General features: G+C 39.9%; 23 protein-coding genes and 3 tRNA genes. 9 read left to right on the forward strand and 17 right to left on the reverse strand.

All coding sequences use genetic code 11. The features are described 5' to 3' along the window. Nucleotides 1-2: 2 nt before the first annotated feature. The 4 genes from coaE to IX83_RS06420 all read right to left on the reverse strand — a co-directional run bounded on the left by coaE (nucleotide 3) and on the right by IX83_RS06420 (nucleotide 3,969). Nucleotides 3-632, reverse strand: coding sequence for a dephospho-CoA kinase (coaE, locus tag IX83_RS06405; protein ID WP_038500471.1), 630 nt, complete (start codon nucleotides 630-632; stop codon nucleotides 3-5). Between the two features lie 362 nt (nucleotides 633-994). Next, nucleotides 995-1,672: a Bax inhibitor-1 family protein gene (locus IX83_RS06410; protein WP_038500474.1), complete on the reverse strand. Its 678-nt coding sequence runs from the start codon at nucleotides 1,670-1,672 to the stop codon at nucleotides 995-997. Nucleotides 1,673-2,009: 337 nt separating this feature from the next. After that, entirely contained in the window at nucleotides 2,010-2,465 is a 456-nt protein-coding gene (locus IX83_RS08630) for a DNA polymerase III subunit chi (RefSeq protein ID WP_051919434.1), read from the reverse strand. A 1-nt stretch (nucleotide 2,466) separates the two neighbouring features. After that, a complete protein-coding gene (locus IX83_RS06420; protein ID WP_038500477.1) occupies nucleotides 2,467-3,969 on the reverse strand; it encodes a leucyl aminopeptidase in 1,503 nt (500 codons plus the stop codon). Nucleotides 3,970-4,019: 50 nt separating this feature from the next. Here IX83_RS06420 and lptF point away from each other — a divergent pair, with 50 nt between their 5' ends. Then, on the forward strand, nucleotides 4,020-5,135 hold the full coding sequence (gene lptF / locus IX83_RS06425) for an LPS export ABC transporter permease LptF (RefSeq protein WP_038500480.1): 1,116 nt from the start codon (nucleotides 4,020-4,022) through the stop codon (nucleotides 5,133-5,135). Between the two features lie 364 nt (nucleotides 5,136-5,499). Here lptF and IX83_RS08635 read toward each other — a convergent pair whose 3' ends face one another. Next, nucleotides 5,500-6,318: a C40 family peptidase gene (locus IX83_RS08635; RefSeq protein ID WP_051919437.1), complete on the reverse strand. Its 819-nt coding sequence runs from the start codon at nucleotides 6,316-6,318 to the stop codon at nucleotides 5,500-5,502. A gap of 727 nt (nucleotides 6,319-7,045) precedes the next feature. Beyond that, nucleotides 7,046-7,348, reverse strand: coding sequence for a DUF2325 domain-containing protein (locus IX83_RS06440; protein ID WP_038500486.1), 303 nt, complete (start codon nucleotides 7,346-7,348; stop codon nucleotides 7,046-7,048). A 211-nt stretch (nucleotides 7,349-7,559) separates the two neighbouring features. On the opposite strand from IX83_RS06440, the gene IX83_RS06445 reads away from it, so the two are divergent. Beyond that, entirely contained in the window at nucleotides 7,560-8,987 is a 1,428-nt protein-coding gene (locus IX83_RS06445; RefSeq protein WP_158074692.1) for a DUF4139 domain-containing protein, read from the forward strand. Nucleotides 8,988-8,991: 4 nt separating this feature from the next. Then, nucleotides 8,992-10,932: an LTA synthase family protein gene (locus tag IX83_RS06450; protein WP_038500491.1), complete on the forward strand. Its 1,941-nt coding sequence runs from the start codon at nucleotides 8,992-8,994 to the stop codon at nucleotides 10,930-10,932. Nucleotides 10,933-11,066: 134 nt separating this feature from the next. Here IX83_RS06450 and IX83_RS06455 read toward each other — a convergent pair whose 3' ends face one another. From IX83_RS06455 to miaB, 7 genes are all read right to left on the reverse strand, one after another. Beyond that, nucleotides 11,067-11,540 carry a hemerythrin domain-containing protein gene (locus tag IX83_RS06455; RefSeq protein WP_038500494.1) on the reverse strand — a complete coding sequence of 158 codons (474 nt, stop codon included), beginning with the start codon at nucleotides 11,538-11,540 and terminating at the stop codon, nucleotides 11,067-11,069. Between the two features lie 91 nt (nucleotides 11,541-11,631). After that, nucleotides 11,632-12,570: a protein translocase subunit SecF gene (gene secF / locus IX83_RS06460; RefSeq protein WP_038500497.1), complete on the reverse strand. Its 939-nt coding sequence runs from the start codon at nucleotides 12,568-12,570 to the stop codon at nucleotides 11,632-11,634. Between the two features lie 14 nt (nucleotides 12,571-12,584). Further along, nucleotides 12,585-14,462: a protein translocase subunit SecD gene (gene secD, locus IX83_RS06465; RefSeq protein ID WP_038500500.1), complete on the reverse strand. Its 1,878-nt coding sequence runs from the start codon at nucleotides 14,460-14,462 to the stop codon at nucleotides 12,585-12,587. Nucleotides 14,463-14,489: 27 nt separating this feature from the next. Then, the gene (gene yajC / locus IX83_RS06470) at nucleotides 14,490-14,843 is read right to left on the reverse strand and encodes a preprotein translocase subunit YajC (RefSeq protein ID WP_038500503.1); all 354 of its coding nucleotides are present in this window, start codon (nucleotides 14,841-14,843) and stop codon (nucleotides 14,490-14,492) included. A gap of 71 nt (nucleotides 14,844-14,914) precedes the next feature. Beyond that, nucleotides 14,915-15,403 (reverse strand): rRNA maturation RNase YbeY, encoded by a 489-nt coding sequence (ybeY, locus tag IX83_RS06475; RefSeq protein WP_051919440.1) that lies wholly within the window; start codon nucleotides 15,401-15,403, stop codon nucleotides 14,915-14,917. Beyond that, the gene (locus tag IX83_RS06480) at nucleotides 15,393-16,376 is read right to left on the reverse strand and encodes a PhoH family protein (protein WP_038500507.1); all 984 of its coding nucleotides are present in this window, start codon (nucleotides 16,374-16,376) and stop codon (nucleotides 15,393-15,395) included. Before IX83_RS06480 ends, ybeY begins: the two co-directional genes overlap by 11 nt. Beyond that, the gene (gene miaB / locus IX83_RS06485; protein ID WP_038501720.1) at nucleotides 16,373-17,767 is read right to left on the reverse strand and encodes a tRNA (N6-isopentenyl adenosine(37)-C2)-methylthiotransferase MiaB; all 1,395 of its coding nucleotides are present in this window, start codon (nucleotides 17,765-17,767) and stop codon (nucleotides 16,373-16,375) included. Before miaB ends, IX83_RS06480 begins: the two co-directional genes overlap by 4 nt. A gap of 202 nt (nucleotides 17,768-17,969) precedes the next feature. Here miaB and IX83_RS06490 point away from each other — a divergent pair, with 202 nt between their 5' ends. From IX83_RS06490 to IX83_RS06500, 3 genes are all read left to right on the forward strand, one after another. After that, on the forward strand, nucleotides 17,970-18,830 hold the full coding sequence (locus IX83_RS06490) for an HlyC/CorC family transporter (protein WP_077315843.1): 861 nt from the start codon (nucleotides 17,970-17,972) through the stop codon (nucleotides 18,828-18,830). Between the two features lie 37 nt (nucleotides 18,831-18,867). Next, the gene (lnt, locus tag IX83_RS06495) at nucleotides 18,868-20,439 is read left to right on the forward strand and encodes an apolipoprotein N-acyltransferase (RefSeq protein ID WP_051919442.1); all 1,572 of its coding nucleotides are present in this window, start codon (nucleotides 18,868-18,870) and stop codon (nucleotides 20,437-20,439) included. A 97-nt stretch (nucleotides 20,440-20,536) separates the two neighbouring features. Beyond that, a complete protein-coding gene (locus IX83_RS06500; protein WP_038500510.1) occupies nucleotides 20,537-20,809 on the forward strand; it encodes an addiction module antidote protein in 273 nt (90 codons plus the stop codon). A gap of 240 nt (nucleotides 20,810-21,049) precedes the next feature. Here IX83_RS06500 and IX83_RS06505 read toward each other — a convergent pair. The 4 genes from IX83_RS06505 to IX83_RS08640 all read right to left on the reverse strand — a co-directional run bounded on the left by IX83_RS06505 (nucleotide 21,050) and on the right by IX83_RS08640 (nucleotide 22,627). Continuing rightward, nucleotides 21,050-21,126 (reverse strand) — tRNA-Asp (locus IX83_RS06505). A gap of 11 nt (nucleotides 21,127-21,137) precedes the next feature. After that, nucleotides 21,138-21,213, reverse strand: a tRNA-Glu gene (locus tag IX83_RS06510). Nucleotides 21,214-21,234: 21 nt separating this feature from the next. Then, nucleotides 21,235-21,310: transfer RNA gene (locus tag IX83_RS06515), tRNA-Ala, on the reverse strand. Between the two features lie 690 nt (nucleotides 21,311-22,000). Next, a complete protein-coding gene (locus IX83_RS08640; RefSeq protein ID WP_051919445.1) occupies nucleotides 22,001-22,627 on the reverse strand; it encodes a ricin-type beta-trefoil lectin domain protein in 627 nt (208 codons plus the stop codon). 125 nt (nucleotides 22,628-22,752) lie between these two features. On the opposite strand from IX83_RS08640, the gene IX83_RS06525 reads away from it, so the two are divergent. The 3 genes from IX83_RS06525 to IX83_RS06535 are packed head-to-tail and all read left to right on the forward strand — an operon-like array spanning nucleotide 22,753 to nucleotide 25,146. Beyond that, nucleotides 22,753-23,460 (forward strand): fumarylacetoacetate hydrolase family protein, encoded by a 708-nt coding sequence (locus IX83_RS06525; protein WP_038500515.1) that lies wholly within the window; start codon nucleotides 22,753-22,755, stop codon nucleotides 23,458-23,460. A 7-nt stretch (nucleotides 23,461-23,467) separates the two neighbouring features. Further along, nucleotides 23,468-24,589, forward strand: a complete 1,122-nt coding sequence (locus IX83_RS06530; RefSeq protein WP_038500518.1) for a succinylglutamate desuccinylase/aspartoacylase family protein — start codon at nucleotides 23,468-23,470, stop codon at nucleotides 24,587-24,589. Between the two features lie 14 nt (nucleotides 24,590-24,603). After that, nucleotides 24,604-25,146: an NUDIX hydrolase gene (locus IX83_RS06535; protein WP_038500522.1), complete on the forward strand. Its 543-nt coding sequence runs from the start codon at nucleotides 24,604-24,606 to the stop codon at nucleotides 25,144-25,146. Nucleotides 25,147-25,163: the final 17 nt, after the last annotated feature.

Below are 25,163 nucleotides of genomic sequence, written 5' to 3' on the forward strand. Positions count from 1 at the left end.
AATTATCCCTCTTTTTTAGATGATTCATGCAACCAACGTTCATGCAAGGCATTCACTTGTTCTTCAAGTTGCAAAAGGGTTACTTCCTGATCATTATGAATTACCGCATCCGCATACTCAAGTCTTTTTGTCCTTGGTGCCTGTAAAGCAATAATTTTCATGACCTGATCACGGCTGTAATGACTTCTTGCCATCACTCTGTTTATCTGAGTTTCCGGATCACAATCAACCACACAGATATGATCAAAAAAATCTTTGTACCGATCTATGGATTCAATCAGTAAAGGAATATCAAACACCACATATGCCGTATCAGCATGTTCATAGCATTCTTGCATCTCTTTACGAATCATCGGATGCAATATCTGTTCCAGTCGCCATTTCTGAGTATTATCTGAAAGAATCAATCCTCTCATATAATCTCGATTCATGCCCGTTTCAACAACAGATTTTTCTCCAAACGTCGCTTTAATTTGTGCCAATGCTCGACCATTTTTCCCCGTTAGCTCACGTGAAATCCGATCCGCATCAATGATCAATATTCCTTTTTTTTGCAAACTATCAGCCACTGTGGATTTTCCTGATCCAATACCACCTGTTAAACCGATTTTTAGCAAAGGTTTACGCACCATAGTCGCTTCCTTGAATCATTCTATTGTAAAACAAAATAAACCCTTGTTACGTGGAATATACGGATAAATAAAAAAAGCCGTTGATTAAATCGATTCTAAACAGCTTTTGGGGTTCATCATCTCGAGAAACATCTCCTGCGTCTAGGTTCATCATCTCAAGAATCAAGAAACATCTCTCGCCCTCAACCTCTCATCATTTTTGAACTCTTTATTTGAACGTGCTTGAGGTATCCAGCCACTTTTGAAAGGCTTATTTAAATAAATGGAATGTTGAATTTTCTTTTTAGACAAACAAAAAATCTGAACTCCTTTTCAATGATAAACACCATCAAATAAGGAGTTCAGACTTTGAAGTATATTAATTAACGACGATTTAAAGCAGATAAAATATTTAACAATGCAAGGAAAATATTTATCAAATCTAGGTAAATAGACAATGTTGCCATGACGTAGTTTGTCTCACCACCACGAATCACTCTTTGCATATCAATCAAAAGAAATGCAGAGAATACCAACAATGCTATCGCAGAAATCGCTAAACTCAAGGCACTCATGTGCAAGAACATATTCGCAATCGCCATTACAATCAGTAACACCACACCGATCGTTAAAAACGATGTCCATGATGAAAGATCTTTCTTAGTAACCGTAGCGATCAAAGACATCACTATAAAAATGGCAAACGTACCTGACGAGGCCAACAAAATAATCTCACCGCCATTTGGAAGTGTCTGCACCGATGCTAACGCACCCGATAACATCACCCCCTCAATAAACGTGAACAGCAATAAAAATACCACGCCTAACGCATTATCTTTATTCGCATTGATCAAATAAAAAAGACCAAACATTGAAGCAAAAAAGACGATGACAAACATAATGCCCGTCATGTAGTAATACAACTGAAAATGAATGGCTACTGCTGCTCCCACAACCGTTGGAAGAAGCGACAAAGCAAGCATCCATAATGTATTACGTAATACCTTGTTCATCGATCCCGCAGACACCGTCGGCGAGTAATTAGGTTCAAATGCAGACATATTGACCTCCTTATAAAAAAATATTATTCAGCACATCAAAAAAAGTTTATGCCAAAAAACTAAACCCACTCCAACACATTCATCGCAAGTTCACACCTGCTTTGTTTCGCGTTGGAATCTAAACCAACACATTCATCGCAAGTTCTCACCTGCTTTGTCTCGCGTTGAAATCTAAACCAACACATTCATCACAAGTTCACACCCGCTTTGTCTCGCGTTGGAATCTAAACCAACACATTCATCACAAGTTTACACCCGCTTTGTTTCGCGTTGGAATCTAAACCAACACATTCATCACAAGTTCACACCTGTTTTGTCTCGCGTTGGAAATTAACCATTAATTACCCGCTGCCAGTTCATCATATTTCATGGATTTCATCTGGTGTTGGGCTTGTTTATAGTTTCGCCATCGATTTCTTGCATTCTCTATGTCTTGTTCCACAGTTGAGACAATCTCCATGACTTTTGAAAATTTCTCAAAACAAGGTGGTATTTCATTCGATAGATTCAACAACCAATCCTCTGGTCGAATATCTATATTTTCAAACTGATGACACAGTAATAATTTAGCATGTTTTTTCACGTTTGGTGCGGGTTCTGGCTCATTGACATCAATCAAAGGTAAAAATAAATCTCCCTCCATATTCCACAAAATACGTTGGAGTTTATCTTCACGAGCTTTGCCAGGACAATAAACAATGACCCTTTCTCCCTCACTAACACGTTTTGCGATCGTTTTACTCGCTTGAACAAAACGATCGGGAACGCCAAACAAAAAATACACTCGAGACATACTATTCAGATTTCAACTGATTTTCCAAGAACTGCACTAATAAAGGCACTGGACGACCTGTCGCACCTTTTTGGGATCCTTTTGTCCAAGCCGTACCCGCAATATCCAAATGAGCCCATGTATAATCCGTTGCAAACTTAGATAGGAAACAAGCTGCCGTAATGGAACCGCCTGCTGGACCGCCAATGTTCTGAAGATCTGCAAAATTACTTTTCAGTAATTCGTGATAGCTTTCTTCCAAAGGCATATGCCAAGCTCGATCACTTGTTGCTTTACCTGCCGCTAACAATTCCTGAGCCAAGGCATCGTCATTCGCATACAAACCGCTTAATTCATTACCCAAGGCAATCACGCAAGCCCCCGTTAAAGTCGCCACATCGATAACTAACTTGGGTTTAAACTGTTTAGCATAAGTTAATGCATCACACAAAATCAAACGTCCTTCCGCATCAGTATTCAATACTTCAATCGTCAAGCCAGACATACTGGTCACCACATCACCCGGTTTCGTTGCACGACCACTTGGCATATTTTCTGTGGCAGGCACCAATACCACCAGATCAATAGGAAGTTTCATTTCTGCTACCGCTTTAATCGTGCCTAATACAGAAGCTGCACCACCCATATCAAACTTCATCTCATCCATTCCCAAACCAGGTTTCAACGAGATACCGCCCGAATCAAATGTCACCCCTTTGCCCACCAAGACGTAAGGATGTTTTAGCTTATTCGCTTTAGCCCCACTTTTACCAAAATACTTCAACACGAGAAAACGTGGTTCTTGTTCACTACCTGCTGCAACCGACAAAAACGCCCCCATGTTCAAGGCTTCGATTTGTTTACGTTTTAGCACCTCAACTTTAATGGATTTATATGTTTTACCCAAAGCTAATGCCTGTTGGGCCAAATAACTCGGCGTTGCATAATTACCTGGTAGATTGGCTAATTGTTTTGCAAAATTCTGTCCTAACGCCACCGCTTGTCCCATCTGAGCGGCTTGTTGCACGGTTTCAGCCTCATCTCTAGGAACCATAAACGTTACCTGAGACAAAGTGGGTGCTGATGGTTTATGTGCTTTACTAAAGCTTGTATCATAACGATAATTACCCAACTCTAAATAACGAGCAGCTAATTTTGCTCGTTCCGCCATGCTGACTCCCTCAATGCTTTCCTGAATAATCGTATCAGCAATCTTTTCCAAAGAAGCAGCATTCGCATAACGGCTCACACTTTCATATGCTTTCTGCAATGAATTAATGTTGTAATTTGCCTGATCGCCCAATCCTACCAAAACCACACGTTTTGCTTTAATACCAGAGAGATTTCTCAATACCAATGTTTCGCCAATATTTGCCTTAAACTCCCCTTTCAAGGCTATAATATGCTCACCAATCGCTTCAATTCCTTGGGCATTGGTATTCAAAGCATCTTTATACACGCCAACGAATAAAGCATGAGTGTTAAATTCTAAAGGTTTTGTACTAAGTTTTGTGTTGAATTGCATGATGTTTATCCTTTTATAAACCGATTTTATTGTATCAATTTAGAACCATTATGTCCTTATTTAAACGTTCTGTCTCAAATGAAATTATCAGTCATACGAGCATGGTATTTTGTACGTTAACCATTATTTGGATTAGTGTACTGTTAGTACGTTTACTAGGTCAAGCAACACAAGGGGCAATTGGTGCAGATTTAGTATTTGCCTTATCCTCATTGGCCGTCATTGCGGCGGTTCCCACCCTATTGACTTTATCTTTATTTCTAGGCGTGATCATGACCATTTCTCGCAATTATCGCGATCACGAAATGATGGTGTGGTTTTCCAGTGGTGTCTCCACGATTGATTTTATTAAACCCACATTAAGAGTCACGCTACCTCTTTTTATTTTGATTACCCTACTAACGCTTTTTGCTACCCCTTGGTCTCAACAACAAATCAGTGAGTACCGTGTTCGTTTCCAAAATCGTTCTGAAATTTCTAAAGTCGCTTTGGGACAGTTTATTGAAGTAAGCGGGGGAGACAAAGTCGTGTTCATCGAACCCCCCAAAAATAGTACAGATGATATGGGACAGGTATTTGCTCGCATTCATTCACCTGGTTGGTACTCTATCATTCTATCCAAAAATGCTCGTATTTTGACTAATGATGCAGGCGAAAGATTGGTCCAATTAGGTGAGGGTACCCGTTATGATACGCAAGCTGATACCGCCGAATTTAGGACGATTGCGTTTGATCAATACACGATTCGTGTTTCTAATCCAGACGCGGCAGAACAGCAAAATCAAGTCAATAACGTTATTCAAAACCAAATTAAAGCACGCCCTAGTCTGCTACTTTTTAACGATCATCATGCTCGTTCGGATGCCGAACTTTTTTATCGTCTTAGCATCCCTATCGCCGCCATTATTCTATCGTTTTTAGCGATTCCATTAGGAGCGGTTAATCCCAGAATAGGTAAATCTGGGGCATTGATCATTGCTGGCTTACTCGCTTTGATTTACATGAATGTGATTAACTTGGCTCGCAGTTGGATTTCCTCTGGTAGTCTAAGTTACGTGCTTGCTTTGGTCTTAGTGCATGGTGCCATCGCACTGTGTACCATTTATTTTTTCTGGTTAAGAATCCGTGTCAAAGCACCCAAACCACCTGTTAACATCGAAGCTTGATGATCTGAATTTTCCTCTGGTCATCTGTGAGGTTGATCGATGTTGTCCTTTGTTAGCTTCATTACACGGTTGTTTTGATCTTCGTGCATGGTGCCATCACGCTGTGTACTATTTATTTTTTCTGGAGAATCGGACCGTTCGTTAGCATCCTTATACCCTCTCTCTTTATATGGCACATCGTCATATTGACGGCTTGTATCTAGGCGCGAAACATCCTTATATCCTCTCTCTTTATATGGCAAATCGTCATAACAAGGATGGGAGCAGATAAGAGATGAATTATGATCGCTTATAAAAGAAATAAGCATAAAAAAAACCGTTTACATCAAGCATAAACGGTTTCCTAGTGAGATTAGATGAAAGTTTAGCGAGCAGCTAACTCTTTTGTGATACGTCTTGCACCATTGTAATGCTTAATCCAATACGAAGAATTTAAGCTTTCAATGCTGACATTTCTACCTGTACGAGGTGCGTGAATGAACTGGTTATCGCCAAGGTAAATACCCACATGCGAATTACGGTGTCCACGTGTATTAAAGAATACCAAATCGCCAGGTTGTAGGTCTTCACGAGAAACTTTCTCTCCAATCGTTGCCATCACTCTTGCTGTTCTTGGAAGTTTCACACCTAAAGACTTATTCACTGTGTAATAAATCAAACCACTGCAATCAAACCCACCTGCAGGACTGGTACCACCAAAACGATAACGGATACCTAAATGGTCCAATGCAGCATAAGCTAGAGTCTGTCCTAATTCTGACTCTCTCTGACGCTCTGATTCAGCTGTTAAATCAAGCTTTTTAGCCATGGCAAAATCTTTTAGCGGATCTGGCTCAGTCAAAGTCGCTGGTACAGGCATATTCATCGTTAGTTTCAACGGTTCAATATGCTTCATTTTCTCGTCAATCGACTCTTTTTTCGATGCGACATCATTCATGACCACGACTTTTTTCTTCGTAGTCGATTTCTTCGATACACTTGCCGTCTTGTGCTTAGATACCTTAGTCGTAACAGAATGCTTCGATACTTTCAACGCTTTCGTTTTCTTAGATGATGCTTTCTTCGTTACTGTTTTTTTCGTGGCGGGTGCAGACGTAGTAGCAGGTGCTGCATAAGCATTTACCGCTGTCACCATAGCAAATACAGAAGCAAATAGCATTCTGCTCAATAATGTTTTTTTCATCTTTCTTCTTAACATAATTCTCGTACAACTCGTCAACAATCTTCATTTCAGCGTTTATTTTATACAGCTTTGTTCACAAAAACAAGGAAAAATAAGTCCTTAACACCAATAATATTTCAGCATTTGAAATATTTTCCTAAGCAAAATGCCTGAATCTGGGCCATTTCATTCCAAAACACGCATACAACCCACTGATAAAAAAGACATTTCTAGACTCTGTTTTTCTTACCTGAAAGTATTGCCTTTTATTATTCTCTTTCAAACGATGAAATTACCGCCTCCTAACTCACTCCCATCGCGGACCATGCATGAATAAACAAGGTGCCACCGTTCCACCTCCGTTCATCCTCCTGTGACACACCATCAACAGCTCCTGACTCACTCCCATCGCAGACCATGCATGAATAAACAAGTGCCACAGCTCCACCTCCGTTCATCCTCCTGTGACACGCCATCACCAGCTCCAGACTCACTCTCTATCTCAGACCACGCACGAATAAACAAGATGCCACCGTTCCACCTCCGTTCATCCTCACGTGGCACGCCATCACTTGCTCTTGACTCACTCCCATCGCAAACCATGCACGAATAAACAAGGTGTCACCGCTCCACCTCCGTTCATCCTCCTGTGACACGCCATCACCAGCTCCAGACTCACTCCCCGTCTCTGGCCATCACCCACATCTCTTACGCTTCTGTCTTTGAGCACCAGACTTCTTTTACTTCATCAAGCAAATCCATTCTGAGTCAAAGCTTGGTGAACACTGCTGACCGATCGTTTACAAACCAATACAGGAACCCCTGCTTTCTGAGCAGCATTTCTAAACGATTTCATCACGTTATGCCCTAAAAAGTCCGTCAGCAAAATCACTAAGTGCGTACCACTAGGCAAATTCAGTGTTTTTTTCTGATGAGCTGGGTCACGACCACTAATATGCTGGCGTATGGCAATCTGATGACTTTTCAGCAAATCAGGAATATTCCCTAACCTATCCGCTCCTACCACCAATGCGTTTTTTGCATCATTCATTTTTCAACTCCCAATCAATGTGTGAATATTTACATTATAATGAGAATCATTATCATTTGCAATACCAAAAAATTATTTTTGATTTTATTTTTTAACCTTTAAAACACAAAGACTTATATAATAGGCAATCAATTTAACTTTTACCGTCTATCCTATGAAAAAGTTTTTCCCCCTTAGTCTTACATTATCACTATTCATCTCAACTCAAACGATGGCAAAAGACGTGTTCATCGACAATCATCATGCTCAAATCACGATCTTTTCTCAAAATGCTCAGATCAATCTCGAAAAAAGCATCAGTTTGGAGAAAGGTGTTCACACCATTCGATTAACCAATATCCCCAGTACTATCAAACCCACCAATCTTTACATCCAACCCATCGATGGGGTAAAAATCCTAAAAAAAGAAGTACTCGAACAAAACAAGGATGGGGAATTAGATAAAGAAATTAAAGCGGTGAATCAACGCATTAAAAATTTAGATAATCAACGTGCATTAATTTTGACATCCCCTATTGATCAAAAAGATTTCACCAACATTTTTAAGGATCGCCAAAAACTGTTAAATGAGATTGAAGACTCATTAGAAAAAGAGTATGAAACGTATAATGAACTGCAAAAACGCCTGCTTGCTAAACAAATTCTAATCACGTTGCAAACGGATAAGGCATTAAACGAACGTCATTTTTTGTTTTCATACATCGATGATAAAATTTCTTGGCAACCGCATTATTTAGCCTCTTTTTCCCAAGATCATTTGAACTTTTATTCATACGCTTTGATCAATAATGAAAGCATCGATTATCCAGATGCGTCGATCAACTTTTCTACCGCTACATTAGCGAGTTATATTCCCCAAAACTATCGTTGGGAACTACGCGAAGCAAACAATAACAACCTCATTCAAGCTACTCGCATGGTAAAGATGGCAAAATTCAGTGCGGACTCTTCTGATAATGCTCCTGAATCACATGCATACGAGGTCAAAACCAAGGAAACATGGGTATCATCTGATATTCAGATCGATGGGCCACAAAGCATTAACACGGGTTTGACACAATTATTATTGAAAGACGACATCAATACTCAAGCCAAGATTTCGTATCAAGCATGGCCGATGCAAAACCAAAATGTATTTCTCATTGCCCGCAAACCCCTTGAACAGCCTATTTATGCGGGGATGTTAGATACGTATATCAATCACCAATACCTATCTTCCTCTTATATTGAAAACACAGCAAAAGGCGGTGAACTGAGTATTTTATTAGGTATTGATAATCGCATTTCACTCAAAACGCAGAAAAACGTACAAACCAAGAAAACAGGTAAACAATACACCGTTACTTATGAATACCGATACCAATTACAGAACACGTTGTCTAAAGAAGTAAACTTAACCTTAAACTTGGTGTTACCTATTTCTTCGGATGAACGAATTAAAGTCACGCCCATTATCCCCAAAAACATTAAGTTGGGACACGTTGAACAAAAAGAATCGGCTGATACATCAGAAGTCAACTGGATAAATGAGTATCAAGAAACGGTGACATTGCCTGCTGGATCCCAAAAGGAAGTGATACAAAAATTTACAGTTACCTATCCTGATAACATGACGGTGTCTGGATTACGAGGTTATTAATCCCATGATAAAAAAATCAAAATCTGTTTTATTCCCCATTTTTGTTTTTATTTTGATAAACCTAATCGTTTTGACCGCATTCAGACTAGGTTTATCTATTTGGCAAGCCGAACGCGTCAATCAAGTGCAAGGCTGGACAAACCTCATTATTCAAGGGTGGCGAATCGACATCGTATCAATGTGCTATCTATATGGTGTTCCTGCCTTATTAAGCGTATTGTTGTTTTATCCAAACCGTCTTATTGGTAAAGTCTGGCGCTACATCTTGTCTCTTTGGTTAACGATTAGCAGTGTTTTTATCCTTTTCATGGAAGTCAGCACACCTGCTTTTATCGAAACCTATGATTTTAGACCTAATCGTCTATTTGTCGAGTATCTTTTGTACCCCAAAGAAGTCTTTACTATGCTTACTCACGGACACTTAACCGCTGTTATATTAAGCAGCCTTTCTTTGCTGTTGAGTATTTATGTGTATTGGAAAATCGCGAAATGGGCTTGTAAAGAGGTACATCCCATCTCATGGAAATGGCAACCTATTGTCAGTGTGCTGATTATTGTCATTGCTTTTTTAGGGGCCAGATCCAGTCTAGGACACCGAGGCATCAATCCCGCCATGGTCGCCTTTTCACCTGATCCATTAGTCAATTCTTTGGTACTTAATTCTGGTTATTCCGTGTTATATGCTGTTCAACAGCTCAAAGATGAAGAACATTCATCTACCCAATACGGAAAAATGTCTGCCCAAGAAATGTTCCAGATATTGAAAAAACACAATTATCGTTCCAATGAAGATTATATCGATCCTAACTTACCGACATTGAGCGTCAATCCTGCTAGCTATCAGGGCAAACCTAGAAACATTGTGATACTTCTACAAGAAAGTCTAGGGGCCCAGTTTATCGGTGCCTTAGGAGGTTTACCTTTATCCCCTAACTTTGATGAACTGTCTCAACAAGGTTGGTTATTTGAAAATATTTATGCAACGGGAACGCGATCTGTTCGTGGGATTGAAGCGGTCATGACAGGTTTTACGCCAACACCCGCTCGTGCAGTGGTAAAACTAGAAAAGAGCCAACGCAATTTTTTTACCATCGCCGAGTTACTTAAAAATCAAGGTTATCAAACAACCTTTATTTATGGTGGCGAGAAACACTTTGATAATATGGCCAGTTTCTTTTATGGCAATGGATTTCAAACCGTCATTGATGAAAACGACTACCCCAACCCTAAGTTTAAAGCCACTTGGGGCGTAAGCGATGAAGATTTATTTGACAAAGCTCATGATTACTTTACGGAGCAAGCTGCAAAAAACCAACCTTTTTTTGCCTTAGTGTTTAGTTCAAGTAACCATGACCCATTTGAGTTTCCTGATGGAAAAATCGAGCTTTACGAACAACCTAAACAAACCCGTCGCAACGCGGCGAAATATGCTGATTATGCCATAGGACATTTTTTCAAATTAGCCAAATCATCGAATTATTGGGATAACACCATCTTTATTATTATTGCGGATCATGATTCTCGAGTGGCTGGTGAAACGCTTGTTCCTATCAAGCATTTTCATATTCCCGCTTTGATTCTTGGCAAGGATGTTCCTGTCAAACGCGATCCACGATTAGTCAGTCAAATTGATATACCCCCTACTTTACTATCTCTAGCGGGTATTAACGCGACTTATCCTATGATTGGTTTTGATCTTACCAAAGACGTGGATCCTAACCGTGCCATTATGCAGTACGACCAAACACAAGCATTCATGTCTGGAAAGGATGTGGTGATCATGAAACCCAAAGTCCCTGCCCAAGGTTTTGTGTATGATAAAAGTCGTGAAACCCTTACTCCGACTAGCTTATCATCCGATCTGCAAAACGAAGCACTTGCTTATGCTTTATTTGGTAGCTATATGTACAAAAACCAACTTTATCGACTCCCTGAACAAAAGTAATCAGACTTTTTGAAGTGAGTATGAATTTTATACGAGACGAAAAAAGGCCCATCGATGCATGATGGGCTTTTTTATGATAACCGCTTAAACACTCGCTCTACGAGCATATCGGCGATTGTTGTGCGATGTTCTTTTTAATGCTTATTTAACGTACGTTCAAATAAAACATTATTCTCTAAATCAATATGTTGTTTTAAATCTTGTGAGAATGTTGCTAACAACTGATATAAATTTTTCAACTCAGTACAGGACGAGTCCGAAACGGTAAAATGATGCGTCAGTTCGTCTAATTGGGTCAGTGCTGATTCATGATCAGCATGTTCATGTTTCATCACCGTAATGGGCATACTAGCTCTGGCCCCTGCACCCGCTAAAATCATAGGAAATAGCACTTGCTCTTCTTTCATCATATGATTTAATAAATCCATATGAATGTGCTGTAATAAAGGAATCAAGCCGTTTGGTAATTTATCCACCACAGCATCAGACTGTGCTAACGCCATGATCTCATCTAACTGTTGACGATGGACATCATGAAAACGACTCAAAATATGCTCAATCGTTGCTTGATCACTTTCAGTTACCCATTTTTGATTATCTTGATTCATATATTACCTCTATCATATATTTTTAATAAAAAAGCGACCCAATACACGAGTCGCTTGATCTCATCAATGAAGGAAAAAAACCATGCGACGATTACATCGCCTCGGCCGTTTGATCATCTTTTGGTTTTGGCTTTTTAATTAAATCTTCACGTTTAACGCCAAACCACATTGCTAAGGCAGCAGCTACAAACACAGATGAATAGATACCAAACCAAATACCAATGGTTAACGCTAATGCGAAATTATGTAATGTCGGACCACCGAAAAATAACATCGATAACACCATCATCTGCGTAGAAGCGTGTGTAATCACTGTACGAGAAATGGTTTGCGTAATCGAAGAATCGATGGTGTCTTTTACAGACATTTTTCTTTGTTTGCGGAAATTCTCACGGATACGGTCCATGATCACCACTGATTCGTTCACAGAGTAACCCAGTACCGCTAATACACCTGCCAAAACAGATAAAGAAAATTCCCACTGAAAAAATGCAAAGAACCCAAGAATAATGACCACGTCGTGCAAGTTAGCAATTACGCCAGCTACCGCGAACTTCCATTCAAATCGAATCGCCAAGTAAAGAATAATGCCAATCGCCACAAAAGCAAACGCTTTCAGACCATTGATCAACAACTCATTCCCAAACTGAGGACCCACAAACTCCACACGCGTCATCTGGACAGAGGGATCTACTGTTTTTAGAGCCTCCAATACTCTGTCACCCTGTTCAGCGGTTGTTTCTGTCTTAGGCACAGGCAAACGGATCATCACGTCTTTTGAGGTACCAAAGTTTTGTACTTGATAATCGCTGTATCCTAACTTGCCAATTTCAGCACGAATTTTTTCTAGATCAGCTGTTTGTGCGTATTGCACTTCCATGACCGTTCCACCCGTAAACTCAATAGACAAATGAAAACCACGAGTGGCAATAAAAAACACCGCTAATATGAATGTGATCACGCTAATGATATTCAACACCAAAGCGTGCTTCATAAACGGAATGGTTTTACGAATACGGAATAATTCCATAATATTTTACCTACCTATTTCTTTTCTGCATCAGGGTTCCAAACCGTACCAATAGACAAATTCTTCAATTTTCTACGGCTACCATACCATAAATTTACTAATGCTCTAACACCGACGACAGCTGAGAACATAGAAGTTAAAATACCCAAGACATGCACTACCGCAAAGCCTCGAATAGGGCCAGTACCAAAAGCAAGTAACGCAACCCCCACGATCAATGATGTTAAGTTAGAATCCAAGATGGTTCCCCAAGCACGGTCAAAACCGATATTAATAGCTTGTTGAGGACTCAAACCTGCTCTTAATTCTTCACGAATCCTTTCATTAATTAACACGTTCGCATCAATGGCCATCCCTAGTGTTAAAGCAATGGCCGCGATACCTGGAAGCGTTAATGTTGCTTGCAATAAAGATAACGCAGCTAACAATAATAGGACGTTTAAGGCCAAGCCAACCGATGAAAATACACCAAACAAATGGTAGTAAATCAACATAAAGATCACGATAGCAATAAAGCCGTACAAGGTAGAATCAAAGCCTTTTTTGATGTTCTCTGCACCTAATTGAGGACCGATTGTTCTTTCTTCAATAATATGCATCGGTGCGGCCAACGAACCTGCTCGTAACAATAAGGCCGTATCAGCCGCTTGTTGGGCCGTCATACTACCAGAGATCTCAACCTGACCATTAGGAATTTCGCTTCTAATCACGGGTGCTGTTACGACCTGTCCTACGCCGTTTTCAAACAAGATAATCGCCAAACGTTTATTAATATTATCGCGTGTGACATCTCTGAAAATACGTGCCCCTTTGGAATCTAAAGTAAGATTTACCGTTGGTTCTCCAGTTTGAGCATTGCGACCTGATTGTGCATTTTCTAGGTTTTCACCTGTTAACAACACTTGACGACGAACCAACACCGTTGTGCCATTCGTATCTTTAAAGGCTTGTAAACCAAAAGGCACGGTGCCATTCAATAAAGCCGAACGAGCCGTCACGGAATCATCGACCAAACGAAGTTCTAATGTGGCCGTACGTCCAAGAATATCTTTTGCTTTAGCAACATCCTGAATACCTGGCAATTCCACGACAATTCGGTCAGATCCTTGTTGTTGGATAATAGGTTCAGCGACCCCCAATTCGTTAATTCTATTGTGTAATGTCTGAATATTTTGTTTTAACGCATTTTCACGAATATGCTGACTTTGCGAAGGGGTCATTTCCGCCGTCAATAAAGCTCTACCATCTGCATCAGAGGGCATGAAAGTCAACTCTGTCGCTCTGTTTCGCAACACAGCTAATGCCTTATCACGATCAGAAGCATTTGAGAAACTTAACACTAATGATGAACCGTTTTTGGAAATATTATTCACGGGAATTTTTTGGTTATTGAGCGTTGTTCTTAACTCAATCAACAAAGAATTGTACGCCGCATCCAAAGCACCTTGCATATCCACTTGCAATAAGAAATGCACCCCGCCACGAAGGTCCAAACCGAGATACATAGGATGGGCCCCCAAGCTTGTTAACCAATCAGGCGTGGCTGTTAATAAATTCAAAGCGACCGTATAGTCTGGTGTTTCTGAATTAGCATTTAAAGTGCTTTGAAGCAAATCTCTGGCACGTATTTGCGTATCCGTATCTGAAAAACGCACATGTATCGTACCCACGTTGTTATTACTTTGATAATAAATACCCAAAGGTTCAATATGGTTATTCGCCAAAATCGTTTCAATTTGTTTCTGGGTATTTAAATCGACTTTCTTAGTAATGTTCGCACTCGACACCTGAACGGCTGGCGAATCACCAAAGAAGTTGGGGACTGTATAAATAATGCCAATCACTAGCACTACCAATACTAGTATATATTTCCATAAAGGATAACGGTTCATCAGTTACCTATCTCGTTATTTAAAAAATTATAAAAGATCTTTAATCGTACCTTTTGCTAATACGGCACTCACAGAGGCTTTCTGTACCAAAATTTCTGCAGGTTTGTCTGAATCAAGATTTGAAACAGCCAACACAAGATAATCGCCCTCAATTTTAGTGATACGACCAATCAAACCTGCCGCAGCGATGACTTCATCACCTTTTGACAAATTAGAAATCAACTCACGTAATTCTTTTTGACGTTTCATTTGAGGACGAATCATCAAAAACCACATCAACACAAAAATCACAATTAAAGGCAAATAGCCTAAAAGTCCTGCTTCTGCCCCCGCTGGCGGTGTCGTTGCATCAGCTAAAACCAAAGATAATACGTCTTGCATACTTTTCTCCAAATAATCGTTTTATATCAGATGATGATTGTACATAATCGGGAAATATTTTACCCAAAAATCTACTCGTAAGGATTAGGATATCCCATACTGTTTAAAATCTCAACCTCAAGAGACTCCATTTCTTGGGCCTGTTCCTCGTCTAGATGATCAAAGCCCAAAGCGTGCAATAAGCCATGCAATAACAAATGTACGGTATGTTGTTCAAACGTTTTATGTTGTTCTTTGGCTTCTTTTCTCAAAACAGGCATACATAGAATCATGTCTGTTTGAATCACTTGATGCTCATCTTTTCCATATTCAAAGGTCAGAATATTCGTTGCATAATTTTTTTGGCGATAAGACTGGTTGTACGCCTGTCCCTCTTTCTCATCCACCAAACACAAGCCAATACGAATACCTTGGCAATCCAAATCCAATATCTGATGTATTTGCTTCCATAATTGACCAAAATAAGCCCTTAGCTTTTGACGCGAAAACGCTTGGTCACTTGATGAATTCACTACCTTTAACTGTAAAAAAGGCTTGTCATATTCACGATTATTTTTCATAAGCATCAATAATTCTTGCTACCAAAGGATGGCGAACCACATCACGGCTGGTAAATTTTGTTACGGCAATACCTTGGACATTATGCAAAATACTCACCGCATGCGACAGGCCGCTTTGTTGGCCTTTTTGCAAATCCACCTGAGAGGGGTCACCAGTAATGACAGCCTTACTTCCAAAACCAATACGCGTTAAAAACATTTTCATCTGTTCTGGAGTAGTGTTTTGGGCCTCATCTAATATCACAAACGCACTATTTAAGGTGCGTCCACGCATATAGGCGAGCGGTGCCAATTCAATCGTTTGTTTTTCCAATAAACGTTGCACCTTATCAAATCCCATTAAATCATACAAAGCGTCATATAAAGGACGTAAGTAAGGATCTACTTTTTGGGCCAAATCACCTGGCAAAAAACCCAATCGTTCACCCGCTTCTACCGCAGGACGAGCCAATACAATTCTTTGCACGTTATCTCGTTCTAATGCATCGATCGCACAAGCAACTGCCAACCAAGTTTTTCCTGTACCAGCAGGTCCCACACCAAAGGTAATATCGTGTTTTAGGATTTTTTGGATGTATTCTCTTTGACCCTCAGTACGTGGACGTAAATCATGACGACGTGTACGCAACGAAAACGCATCATTGACTTCCACACTTTCCACTCGGTTCAAAGATGGCTCGGCTTTATGCGTTTTCCCTTCTTTTTGGGTCAAAGAAGCTTTCATCTCCACCAATCCGAGCTGAATATCGTTCAAACTTAACTCTTGATGTAAGGAGCGACGATGAAACACCTCTACACAATGACGGGCTTGTTGGGCATGTTCTCCCCTTATCACCAGACGAGAACCACTTCGCCCAATCTTGACATTCCATGCCTGTGCAATCTGACGCAGATTGTCATCCATAGGACCGCAAAAATTGGCAAGCTGGATATTATCACCCTGCAAATTGATTTCAAGCACGTTATCTTTCATGCCAATACCTTCTCAGTTAAGGCAACTTCACCTCGTAAAGAGTTAGTATAAACTTGGGTAATTTTCACTGGAATAATCTGTCCAATCATTCTGCTATCGCCTTTGAAATTCACGATACGATTATTTTCTGTGCGACCTGTCAATTCGTTCATATCACGTCTGGACGGGCCTTCCACCAATACACCTTGGATCGTTCCCAACATCTTTTGGCTAATAGCTTGTGCTTGTTCGTTAATCAAGGCTTGTAAGCGTTGCAGACGTTTTAGTTTTACGTCATAAGGCGTATGATCCTCTAAATCCGCTGCAGGCGTACCGGGACGACGCGAATAAATAAACGAGAACGATACATCAAAATTCACATCACGAATCAATTTCATCGTTTGTTCAAAGTCTTCATCTGTTTCACCAGGGAAGCCCACGATAAAATCTGATGAAATCGTCATCTCTGGACGAGCTGCATACAATTTTCTTACAATCGATTTAAATTCAAGACTCGTATAACCTCGTTTCATCGCTGCCAATACACGGTCGCTACCAGCCTGAACAGGCAGATGCAAGAAAGGAACGAGCTTTGGCAACTTACCATGAGCCTCAATCAATCTACTCGTCATTTCTCTAGGATGAGACGTTGTATAACGAATACGCTCAATACCTGGAATCTCATGCACAAACTCTAACAAAGTCGCAAAGTCGGCCATATCGCCACCCTCAGTAATAGGGGCTTTCCAAGCATTGACGTTTTGGCCCAATAAATTAACTTCTTTGACTCCCTGATCTGCCAAATCAGCGATCTCAACCAGAATATCTTCCAAAGGGCGAGAAATCTCTTCACCACGTGTATAAGGCACCACGCAGTATGAGCAATATTTACTGCACCCCTCCATAATCGAAACAAAGGCAGATGGCCCATTCACACTAGGAGCAGGCATCGCATCAAATTTTTCGATTTCGGGAAAACTAATATCTACCTGTGATTGCCCACTTTCTTTTTTGCGAGCTATCAATTCAGGCAAACGATGTAACGTCTGAGGTCCAAACACCACATCCACATATGGAGCACGTTTGATAATCGCTTCACCCTCTTGTGAAGCCACACAACCACCCACGCCAATAATCAAATCAGGCTTATCAAGTTTTAATAAATTCGCACGCCCTAAATCTGAAAACACTTTTTCTTGGGCTTTTTCACGAATAGAACAGGTGTTAAATATAATAATGTCCGCTTCTTCTGCTACTTGAGTCAATTCCAAATCATCTGATGCTTTCATCACATCGGCCATTTTCTCTGAATCGTACTCATTCATCTGACAACCAAATGTTTTGATAAATAACTTTTTCTTGCCGTCAGAAACTTGGGACGCTGAGCCTAAATTTCCGGCACGATTTATCATCGGTGTAGATTTCGCAGATAAAGTAGTTTGGGGAGTTTTCCCATGATGGGGTCTTTTTAAAGTCGTTTCTTGCATGATTCCTACCGTTACGGGTTTTTGTCCCGCGGGTCATTAAAATTATTAATAAAAACTTTTATTTTAACGCACTTATTACTATTTTTCATGTATCCTTATATATTCCATTAACTCAGACTTCTTAAAGATGTCATCAGATTCAACCGAACCGAATAAATCTAACTTTTTTAAAAGTTTTCCGAGTATTTTTAAAGGCAAACATATAGAAAACATTCAGGATCTCATGAATGCCTTATCAAAAGCCCATGAAGATGGCATTATTGCAGATGATGCTTATCATATGATGGCAGGTTCTATTTCTTTTGCCAAAACCACTGTTAGCGATATTATGACACCGCGTTCTCAGATGTGTATGATTGATGTAAATAAACCACTTGCTGAGTCCTTGCACTACATTATCGAAACAGGCCATTCAAGATTTCCCGTTTATGATAAAGAAAGAGATAATATCATTGGGTTATTATTGGTAAAAGATTTATTACCTTATATTTTGAACCCCCAAATTAATCTCAAAGAGTTGATTCGTCCTGCTTATTTTGTGCCTGAGTCCAAACATTTAAATCAATTACTGACAGAATTTCGCACAAAAAGAAATCATATCGCCATTGCTGTAGATGAATACGGCGGATTTACGGGTTTATTAACTTTAGAAGATGTATTGGAACAAATCGTCGGTGATATTGAAGATGAAACGGACGAAGAGGAAGAAGAAACCATCTTCCAAGAATCTGAAAATACCTGGCGTGTAGTAGGTTCTACCAAAATCGAAGATATTAATGAAACACTCGGTACAGATTTTTCTTTGGAAGAAAATATCACATTAGGTGGCTGGATTATTGATAAACTGGATCATATTCCTATTCGAGGCGAAACTTATACAGAACAAGGATATAAGTTTAGAGTGTTAAAAAGTGATGGTAAAAAAGTGTTATGGCTACACATTACCAAGCTACCTCTTGAAAACGAGGACCCATCGCCTAAGGAATAATCGCATCACCCTGATTTTACGAATTGATAGAAACTGAATGTTTGCTTATTTTATTTTACTGATTGCTGGTGCAATCAATGCGTTTTGTTACTCCAACGATCCCATATCTGGTTCACTTAATGCACCACTTCAAATCCTGACATTAAGTGTTCTAGCCGTGTGCACTTTGCTTGCCAAAAACAAAAAAATGGCATTAACTTACGGTCTTACCTTTGGTTTCATCAGCTTTGTTGCGGGCATTTATTGGATTTATATCAGTGTCCATTCTTACGGCAATTTAAACATCTTTCTATCGACATTAACCCTATTTCTTTTTGCATTTTATTTGGCGATCTATTACGGATTGGCTTGTTTACTCATTCGCTGGCTCAACAAAGAACCCACTTTATGGAGCATTTTTAACTTTGCCGCCGTGTGGACGATCTTTGAATGGCTTAGAGGTACTCTATTTACTGGGTTTCCGTGGAACAATATTGCCTATGCTCACGTTGAGAGTATCCTATCTGGATGGGCACCGTTACTAGGTAGCTATGGTGTGACGTTTGTGGCGGCTTTTATCTCGGCTTGTGTGGCCATTTGTTTTATCGCGTTTCTTGCTCGACACATACCTAATATCATTCTTTCTTTATTATTGATTTTGGGCATAGCAATCGGTTCCACTTTTTTATGTCAAACATCTTGGGTAACACCTCGTCAAGACAGCATCACCGTCCGATTAATTCAACCCAATTCCAGCATCGAAAACAAATTCTCGCCTTTGACACAAATGCAAGAGTTAATTGAAACGTTAAATCTTGCTTCGCGATACAGTGCCGTCAATAAAGCACAGGTCATTATTTTCCCAGAAACCACTATCCCTATTTTCCAACACAACGTTCCCGCCATTTTTTGGCGACAAATGATAGATATAGCTGATTACGCCAACACAACATTATTAATTGGGGCCCCTATCCTTACTCAACATCAGTCCGCTCATGAGTATGCCAATGGGATTATCTTAATTGACAAAAACACTTCTATTGACGATATTTACCAATTACACATTCCTCACTATAACAAGCGTCATTTAGTGCCATTTGGGGAATACATACCTACTGGATTTAGATGGTTTACGGATATATTACAAATTCCGCTTGGAGATTTTACTGCGGGTGCCATCCAACAAAAACCTTTTAATATCCAAGGAACATTAATCGGGGCCAATATTTGTTATGAAAATTTATTTGGTCATGAATTAATCGAAGACATCAAATCAGGAGCTACCGTTCTGGTCAACATCAGTAACCTTGCTTGGTTTGGCGATAGCACGGCTTTGGGACAACACCTAAACATTTCTAGAATGCGTAGTTTGGAATTAGGCAGACCCATGTTATTGGCTACCAATACAGGGCGAACTGCTTACATCGATCCCAAAGGAAAAGTTATCGCAGCATTACCCACTGCCACCAAATATACTTTAGAAGTCAACGTGACTCCTTACACGGGAGAAACTCCTTTCATTCACTGGGGAGATCATCTCATTATCACTCTTTCCAGCCTAATCACCCTTTTCTTTATTGCATTGAACCTCATCTGCTGGCATCGTCGTGTAAAGGCGGAAGTTCGGTGAAGTGACGTATTTTTTTCTTGCAGGTAGTAATAAAACTACGCAAGACAAAGATATTAAACAAGCGTTAAAAATTTGGAGAACGCTAAAGGATTGACAAATGACAACACTACATGTTTACGATTCATCGGTGTATTTAACTGACCCAGAAGTCGCCTCAGCCTATCTCTCAAATATGCTTAAAGAGGGTTCTGCACAAGAGTTTATGTATGCTTTAGGTCAAATAGCTAAAGCGTATGGTATTGCAAAATTGGCACAAGAGACTGGCCTTAAACGCGAAAGCTTATATAAGACACTTTCAGGTGCCACTAAACCGAGATTTGAGACAATTTTGAGTATTACGCGTGCGTTAAATATGCCATTAAAGATTTAAAAAGCTACTCAGATGCTTGCATAATCTCGTCCATTTTGGCAATGGATTCATGTTACTTGCGATTTTCAATTTTTTAAAGTTTTTTTGTGACAGCGAAGCTTCGATAAAACGCAGTTTTGTTAAAGTGCAATTTCGTTAAAGCGTGGAATACAGCCAATCAAGGTTTGAGGAGAAAATAAAAAACCCTGTATTCTCAATCACTTATCTTCTATTGAAAATTACAGGGTATTGTATGTAAGGTGGCGGAGCGGACGGGGCTCGAACCCGCGACCCCCGGCGTGACAGGCCGGTATTCTAACCAACTGAACTACCGCTCCGCAGCGATAACTGGCGTCCCCTAGGGGATTCGAACCCCTGTACCCACCGTGAAAGGGTGGTGTCCTAGGCCTCTAGACGAAGGGGACAGAAATCTGTCCTAGCTTTTTTGGTGGAGATAAGCGGGATCGAACCGCTGACCTCTTGCATGCCATGCAAGCGCTCTCCCAGCTGAGCTATACCCCCACTGGATACAAGCTCTAAAAGCTAACTAGCCGATTTACTGTTTGTTGGTCAAAATCAGTAAAGATGTCATTATGACGAATTTCGGATCGCTTTGCAAGCACTTTTTACTTTTATGTTGTTTTTTATTTGTGTTTGTAGTTTTTTGTATACATTTTTATTTGTCGTTGACATTACCGACAAGTAAACCCTTAACCTTTTCAACACAAAATTATTAATATTTATTAATAACCTAGCCTTATATCACCTATTCAAACATCAAAAAAATATACGATGAATTATTTTTTTGCTTAATTTAAAAAATTTTGCTTGTAAATTCTTTCCTACCTTATCTTGAAACTCCCCCGCTCCCCTGTCTTGCAACACCCCAACCATTCTACGGCCTAATCAATACAATTTGCGAAACATAGTTTTTCTGAGCTTTAAGCCACAACCCTAGTACGCCAAACACAAGCTCTTGTTATGACGTAGGCTTTTAGCCCTTAACCCCCCCCCAGTACTTCAACCACCCCGAGACGTTTATTAATCTCCCACCTGAACCACCTTCAAGTCATTGGTACGCTGACTGAGAGGTTCAAGCTCTTGTCAAGCACGTTACTTAAAACTCCCCCTTCAACCACTCATAACACTGACTGACAATTGTTTCTCTGCCCTCCCACAGAAACCCTAATAACCTCAATAACACAAACACCGTCAATAAAACCGTTGCGTGTAAGAATTAGTACAAGTTCGCATACTCACTTTTCTTGCACGCGTATCTAAACATTTACCATTTAAAACACTACGGATTTGCCGCCCATCTTTGTACCATTGTTGATTTTTCCGCCCTGTACAAGCATACATTATCACCACAGCACTTTCAGCAGGATTCTCCCCTGCAATATCCAAGCATTGACCGCCTTGTCTTATCGTCCCATCTGAATAAAACTGAAAACGTTGATTTTCCCCATCATGACAAATAAAAGTAATCACATCCTTTTGATTTTCTGCACTCACGTCAAGACAGTTATTATCTTGTTTTAAAGTCCTTGTATTAAGCAAAATTGTTTTGTGCCTCTGAATACCTGTATGACGATGGCGATTTTGTTTATTTGTCTTTTTAAGCACACGTTTCTGAACCTCTTGATGTATCGTTATTTCCGTTTCAACACGTGTTTTAACTGTGGTTTCAACGTGTTTTTGATTCGTTTCTTGCATCACACGATGTTCTGTTTGTATCGCATCATATTGTGTTATTTGATTCACCCTATGTGCATCATTTATCTGGCAGGCTGTCATCAAGATAGACAGGCTTAAAATCATTGCTTTTTGCGGAACCATCACATTATTTCCTTGAATACACCTTATTTACTTTAACCATTCTCTTTGCACAAAAATATCAAAATACCTGCAGTTTATAATGGCATTGAATACAATATTAACAAAGATTTATTATGGAGCATATCATGTCAAATTTTGTTTTTCCCCCTAAAGAAACAGTCGGCTTGCCCATTCACCGCGATTCTACTTTATTTCCAGTCAGACGCGTGTATTGTGTTGGACAAAATTATGCTGATCATGCCAGAGAAATGGGCTCAGATCCTAATCGTAGCGAACCATTCTTTTTTTGCAAACAAGCGGATAAGCAAGGAATTGCTTTTGCACGAGGTAACGACACACTCACCCTCCCATTCCCTACGGCTACAGAATTACTTTCCTACGAATTAGAAATTGCGATTGCCATTGGTCAGCAAGGTAAGAACATCACACCTGATCAGGCAGAAAAAATGATTTTTGGTTATGCGATTTGCTTTGACATGACAAGAAGAGATCTTCAAAAAGGGTTCAAAGAAAGAAAACAGCCTTGGGAGATGGCCAAAGCATTTGATCAAGCACTACCGATTTCTGCGGTTTACCAAAAATCTGATTTACCTAATATTCACGAAACGCAAATTAAATGCTTAAAAAATGGTGAAGTCGTTCAGCTAGGTAATTCCAATATGATGATTTGGAGTATTGAGGAAATCATTAGCAAATTATCGCAGTATGTTGAGTTATATCCAGGCGATTTGATTTTGACTGGAACCCCTGCAGGCGTTGGCCCTGTGTGCAAACACGATATTTTGGAAGCGGTTGTAGATGGGTTCGAACCGTTCAAAGTAAATTATATTTAATCGATATATGCTGACACAACATTTCAAACTTTCTCACACGACTCCCGGCATGGATCTGAATGTAACGAGTTTTCAGTTCGGTCCTGCCGGCACGCGAAAAGTCTATATTCAAGCCAGTCTTCATGCGGATGAAATACCTGGTTCTTTAGTGATTTTTTTCCTCAAAAAACACTTAAAAAAACTAGAAGCTGAACAGAAATTACATTGCCAAGTGGTATTAGTGCCTTATTGCAACCCCATCGGTATGTCGCAACAAATCTTACAAAAAAGTATCGGTCGGCATTCTTTTGAATCAGGGCAAAACTTCAATCGTTTAGGCAAGTTCTACTTTTTAGACCATTTGATCAAAAAAATTTCTGCCGCTGATTTATCTCCAACCGACGCATCGTCCAATACCGCTTGGATACGTCGTATGATAAAAGAAATTTTGGATCAGCATATTCCAGAAAGTAGTATCGATGAGCTTCACCACCATCTTTTATCACTTTCTTATGATGCGGATATCGTCTTAGATTTACATTGCGATGAACAGTCGATTATGCATTTGTACACCTTACCTCAGCTTTGGCAAAAAGGAAGCAAATTAGCACGTTTCATCAATAGTCAATGTCATTTATTATCTCAAGACAGTGGTAGTCATTCCTTTGATGAAATATTATCTATACCTTGGTTAAAGCTACAAGAAGCCTTTCCAAAAGCCGCTATCACTCTGGCTTGTTTTAGTGCCACGATTGAGCTTAGAGGGCAACAAGATTTATGTCTGGAAACCGCTGAAAATGACGCTTTGGCCATTCTTAGCTTTTTACACGAGGAAAATTTTATTCATTTAGACAACCCTAAAACACCGTCCAATCACATTCCTGAGCCACATCCTCTTTCGGGATTAAGTTATGTAAAAGCTCCTCAATCAGGTATTTTTGTTCCTACTAAAAAAGCAGGCGATTGGGTCGATGAACACACCATCATCGGACATATTGTCGATCCACTCAATGACACGATTACACCGATACATAGCCCCATTCAAGGGATTATTTTTAGTGTTGCATTAAAACCAATGGCCAAACTTCATCAAGTTATTTTTAGCATTTCGGGTGCCAAAGACATCGGACATACTGGACTTACCTTGTAAAACACGAGACACATATGACACAACATCTTATTGAGAAAAAATTAAGTAGCGATATTCAATTCACTGGAAATATCATTGAAGTTTCGTTGGATCATATCCAATTACCCAACGGTAAAACCGCCACCAGAGAGGTTGTCAGACACTGTCCTGCCGTTTGTGTTCTAGCTGTTACCGATGATGAAAAAGTCATTTTGGTTCGACAATTTCGTTATCCTTGCAACGAAGTGCTTTTAGAAGTACCCGCAGGGAAAATGGATTTAGATGGTGAATCTGCATTAGACTGTGCTTTCAGAGAACTGGCAGAGGAAACCCCTTATACCGCCACATCAATGACCTTACGTCACACTTTCTACACGGCACCAGGCTTTTGTGACGAACTCATGTATCTTTATGAAGCCAAAGGCGTGAAGAAAAATAGTGCTTTAACACCTGACGAAGATGAGTTTGTGGAAACCGTGTTACTTAGCAAAGAGGAAACATTACAGGCCATGAGATCTGGTCAAATCAAGGATGCGAAAACGTTAATCGCTTTGCAGTTTTGGTTGTTGGGGATATAAAAAAGCTCCGATAAAAC

Source organism: Basilea psittacipulmonis DSM 24701 (assembly GCF_000743945.1).
Classification (GTDB): domain Bacteria; phylum Pseudomonadota; class Gammaproteobacteria; order Burkholderiales; family Burkholderiaceae_B; genus Basilea; species Basilea psittacipulmonis.